Raw genomic sequence first — 5,000 nt, forward strand, 5'->3', positions numbered from 1 at the left:
CACCACGCAAAACGTACACATATTATCGCAACCACGTGTGATGGAAACAAAAGCCGAAACTCCATTCGAATTCAATCGAACGGGAGAAATATCGCCATAGGTTTCATCTTTCGACAAAATCACGTTAATAGCATCGCGACCTTCTTCGACTTCGCTCAATAAATTGGGTAAATCTTTATACGCATCAGGGCCAACAACAAGATCGACAATTTTTTCTTCTTCTAGAAACTGGCTTTTCAAACGTTCGGCCATACAGCCCAAAACGCCAACTTTCATCTTCGGATTGGTGCGTTTCACCGCATTGTATTTCTCTAAACGTTTTCGGATTGTTTGTTCTGCTTTGTCCCGAATCGAACAGGTATTTACCAAAACTAAATCAGCTTCTTCAAGGATTTGCGTGGTATTATATCCGTTTGACGATAGGATGGAAGCCACGATTTCGCTATCCGAAAAATTCATCGCACAGCCGTAACTTTCTATAAAGAGTTTCTTGGTATTCTCCGGTTTATAATCTAAAACTAAGCTTTCGCCTTGCTTGCTTTCTTCAATAATCTTTTCCATAGTCACTTTCAAAAGTGTGTTTTAATAAGAATGCAAAGTTACAATTATTTGAATGAATCTGACAAGATGTCAGCCGAAGAATTAACAGTATTTTATAACAAAAACCCTTTCATAGTTGAGTTTCTGAAAGGGTTATGTAGGTTTTAAATTAAATTCTGATTACTGCAAAACCAAATACAAACTAGCCGCCAATGCCGCTCCAACAATTGGTCCTACAATAGGAATCCAGGCATAAGCCCAATCGCTACTTCCTTTTATAGGCAAAATAGCGTGCATAATTCGTGGTCCTAAATCCCTCGCAGGATTAATGGCGTAACCAGTTGTTCCGCCCAAAGACAATCCAAGAGCCCAAACCAAAATTGCCACTGGCAAAGCACCAATGGTGCCAAGACCAATTTTTGCAGTTGAATCAGCACTTAAAGTAAGTTCAGGACCGGCGATATAAAATATCACGAAAATCAAGACAAATGTCCCAATGATTTCGCTGGTTAAATTAGAGAAAGTGTTTCTAATGGCTGGGCCAGTACAAAAACAAGCGAGTTTTCCGCCTTCGTCTTCGGTAATGGCAAAATGGTCTTTGTGAAACAACCAAACCAAGAATGAGCCAAGCATTGCGCCAATTAATTGGGCAAGAATATAAATTCCAACTTGGTTCCAAGCAAATTTTCCTGCAATCGCCAAAGCAAGGGTTACTGCGGGATTCAAGTGAGCGCCGCTTATTGGGCCAGCAACCGTGACACCAACAAATACGCCAAATGCCCAACCGGCGGTTATTACAATCCAACCTGAATTGTTTCCTTTGGTTCCTGATAAAACTACGTTGGCAACAACGCCGTTGCCTAATAAAATAAGAAGCATTGTGCCTATAATTTCTGCTATAAATGGAGTCATAAAGATTTTTGATTTAAGATATTTGATTTACGATATTACAATTTATTAGCTTGGAATTCCCCCTTCGGGGGTTAGGGGGCTATCCAATTTTTAGTTCTTCCTATTGCTTTTTCCCAGTTTCGAATTAATTTATCTACTGCATCTTTCGGCATTTTTGGTGAAAATACACGGTCGATTGACCATTGTTCTTGTAAATCGTCTACGCTTTCCCAATAACCCACTGCTAATCCAGCCAAATAAGCAGCACCTAAAGCCGTTGTTTCGAGAGTTTTTGGTCGAATGACTTTAAATTCAAAAATATCAGCTTGGAATTGCATCAATAAATTATTGGCAACTGCTCCGCCATCTACACGAAGTTCTTTTCCTTTTGTTCCGGAATCAGCTTCCATCGCTTTAACCAAATCATAAACTTGATAGGCAATTCCTTCCAATGTAGCTCTTGCAATATGAGCATTTGTAGTTCCTCTGGTGATTCCGAAAATTGCGCCTCTTGCATATTGATCCCAATAAGGTGCACCCAAACCAGTTAAAGCAGGAACAAAGTATACGCCTCCATTGTCAGGAACGCTTGCCGCCAAGGTTTCTACTTCTTCGGCAGAATTAATCATTTTGGCACCGTCGCGTAACCATTGAACGGCTGCGCCACCAACAAATACGCTTCCTTCTAAAGCATAAGTTGTTACGCCATTGATTTTCCAAGCAACTGTTGTGAGTAAATTATTTTTGGAATATACCGGTTTTTCGCCAGTGTTCATCAACATAAAACAACCTGTTCCGTAGGTGTTTTTTACCATTCCGGGGTCGGTGCATAATTGTCCAAAAAGAGCCGCTTGCTGATCTCCGGCAACTCCGGCAATTGGAATTTGTGTCGTGAACAGCGTAGGGGAAGTTTCTCCGTAAATTTCGCTACTTTGTTTCACTTCAGGCAACATCGCTTTTGGAATAGAAAATAATTGTAATAATTCGTCGTCCCATTCCAAGGTGTGAATGTTCAAAAGCATCGTCCTACTGGCATTGGAAACATCGGTCATAAAGGATTTGCCGCTTGTTAGTTTCCAAATAAGCCAAGTGTCAACGGTTCCAAAGCATAGTTTTCCTTGTTCAGCTTTTTCGCGAGCACCTTTGACATTGTCTAAAATCCATTTTAATTTTGTCGCCGAAAAATAGGCGTCCAAAACCAAACCTGTTTTTTGTTTAATCATATCAATATAGCCTTTCTCTTTCAATTCGTCGCAATATTTTGAAGTTCGGCGATCCTGCCAAACAATGGCATTGTAAACAGGTTCGCTGGTTTCTCTATCCCAAACAATAGTAGTCTCACGTTGATTGGTAATGCCAATTGCTGCGATTTCCTTTCCGGAAATGCCTTTTTTTGCAATAACTTCTGCAGCAACGCTAATTTGGGAGGACCATATTTCATTGGGATTGTGTTCTACCCAACCCGGTTTTGGGAATATTTGTTCAAAAGGTTTTTGAGATACATTTACGATTTCTCCGTCGTGGTTAAACAGGATTGCTCTGGAAGAAGTCGTGCCTTGGTCAAGGGCTAGGATTAATTTATTTTCCATTTTGGTTGGTTTATGGTTTTTATTTGTCATAAAAATAGTTATGACTTTTCACTTTGACTTATTTTGTATTCTTCTTAAAATATATTTTACCGCAGATTACTTCGTCAGTTCGACCTTTGGTCTCGGGTCGCAGATTAAAGAAGGTTTAAAATAAATCTGCGAATCTGCGGTTAATTTTTTTTATTCCAATCGAAATTCCTTCAAAAGAAATCCATTAGCTACTGTTTTAAATGCTGCGATTTGATTTTGTTTCCAAGTGTCATCGTAACCCAATTCTTTGGCTAATAAATCTCCCACTTTTTCACAAGAATCAATTGCTGCGCGGGCATCCAGAAATAGTAATCGTACACGTCTTGCCAAAACATCTTCTATGGTTCTGGCCATTTCGTAGCGAATTGCCCAAGCCACTTCGGCCATTGTGAATTCATAATTCGGATGCAATTTTGCTTTTAATTCGGGTTCGTTTTCTTGTAATTGCAAAATTTCAGGAATATCAGTTCCATAAATATAAAGATGGTTTTCACGGTCTAATGTACTGGTTTTTTGATTCCCGTGAATAGAAATATTTTCTGTTTTGCAAACCGACTTTTGTAAATTATGCACGCTAATGGCTTTCTCTATAATGTCTTCGGCAATTTTCCGGTAGGTTGTCCATTTTCCGCCTGTGATGGTAATCAATCCGGTTTCGGAAACAATTATTTTGTGACTTCTGGAAACTTCTTTGGTACTTTGTCCTTTTTCTTCTGGAGCGGCTAAAGGTCTTAATCCTGCAAAAACGGATAAAACATCGGTTCTGGTTGGTTTTTTCGACAAGAATCTTTGGGCGGTTTCAAGCACAAATTCTATTTCTTTTTCTAATGCTATTGGTTCCAGTCTATGGCTTTTTATCAATGTATCCGTTGTGCCAACAACAATTTTGTCGTGCCAAGGAACAGCAAAAAGCACTCTGCCATCACTTGTTTTTGGAATCATCAAAGCATTCGTGCTTGGTAGAAAAGATTTATCAAAAACCAAATGAATTCCTTGGCTTGGCACAATATATTTTTTATAAACTTTGTCATTCATCTTCATAATCGAGTTGGTAAAAACACCAGTTGCATTAATTATTGCCGTTCCTTTTAATTCGTGTTTTTCGCCCGTTTCCTGATCTTCTGCAATGACACCAAAGACTTGATGATTTTTGTCTTTTAGAAGATGGATTACTTTGGCATAATTCAAAACACAAGCGCCTTTTTCGATAGCAGTTTGTGCCAAGTTAATTGCCATTCGAGAATCGTCAAACTGCCCGTCGTGGTAGATAACTCCATTTCGCAATCCTTTTTGCTCAATCGTGGGAAGTAATTCTATGGTTTTTTTCTTCGAAATGTATTTGGATTTACCTAAGCTTAAACGTCCTGCCAATAAATCATAAATGGTAAGTCCGATGTTGTAAAAATAGCCGCCCCACCAGTTGTAGTTTGGGATTATGAAAGATTGGTTTTTGACTAAATGCTCGGCGTTTTTTGCCATTAAACCTCTTTCTTTTAGGGCTTCTATAACTAAGGAAATATTTCCTTGTTCTAGATAACGAACTCCGCCGTGAACTAATTTTGTGCTTCGGCTGGAAGTTCCTTTGGCAAAATCTACCGCTTCTACCAAGATTGTTTTGAATCCACGGCTTGCCGAATCCACGGCGGTTCCTAATCCACTAGCGCCACCGCCAATTATGATTACATCCCAATTTTGGGTTTGTTGGAGTTTTGCTAATTGTTCTGATCGTTTCATTTTGTGGTTTTATTCAAGTCGATATGGTTTGATTAGTAAACATAATGAAATAAATCCGAACAAAAAAAACATATTTATGTTCTTTATTTCAAGTGTATTATAGGTGGAAAAATTTTAAAAATGAATTCAAAATCTCAATATTTAAAAAAAACTTCTACTTTTGTCCCAGAAAAACAAAGCAATGGCAAAGAATTTAGTAATCGTTGAGTCCCCTGC

The 5,000-nt window shown here is 38.7% G+C and carries 3 protein-coding genes and 1 pseudogene; all 4 read right to left on the minus strand.

The genetic code is table 11. From position 1 onward, the window contains the following. Positions 1–561, minus strand: a pseudogene (locus PHC28_RS15475) (tRNA (N6-isopentenyl adenosine(37)-C2)-methylthiotransferase MiaB); the annotation flags it as partial. Positions 562–720: 159 nt separating this feature from the next. Beyond that, positions 721–1,458, minus strand: coding sequence for an MIP/aquaporin family protein (locus PHC28_RS15480; protein WP_300102693.1), 738 nt, complete (start codon positions 1,456–1,458; stop codon positions 721–723). A gap of 65 nt (positions 1,459–1,523) precedes the next feature. Further along, a complete protein-coding gene (gene glpK, locus PHC28_RS15485; protein WP_300102687.1) occupies positions 1,524–3,020 on the minus strand; it encodes a glycerol kinase GlpK in 1,497 nt (498 codons plus the stop codon). 180 nt (positions 3,021–3,200) lie between these two features. After that, the gene (locus PHC28_RS15490; RefSeq protein WP_300102690.1) at positions 3,201–4,784 is read right to left on the minus strand and encodes a glycerol-3-phosphate dehydrogenase/oxidase; all 1,584 of its coding nucleotides are present in this window, start codon (positions 4,782–4,784) and stop codon (positions 3,201–3,203) included. Positions 4,785–5,000 lie beyond the last annotated feature (216 nt).

The organism is Flavobacterium sp. (assembly GCF_028712645.1).
Classification (GTDB): domain Bacteria; phylum Bacteroidota; class Bacteroidia; order Flavobacteriales; family Flavobacteriaceae; genus Flavobacterium.

What these genes read in the sequence shown, in the direction of transcription:
- glpK (WP_300102687.1), bottom strand. Translation starts at nt 3,020, where the DNA reads ATGGAAAATAAATTAATCCTAGCCCTTGACCAAGGCACGACTTCTTCC.
- PHC28_RS15490 (WP_300102690.1), bottom strand. Translation starts at nt 4,784, where the DNA reads ATGAAACGATCAGAACAATTAGCAAAACTCCAACAAACCCAAAATTGG.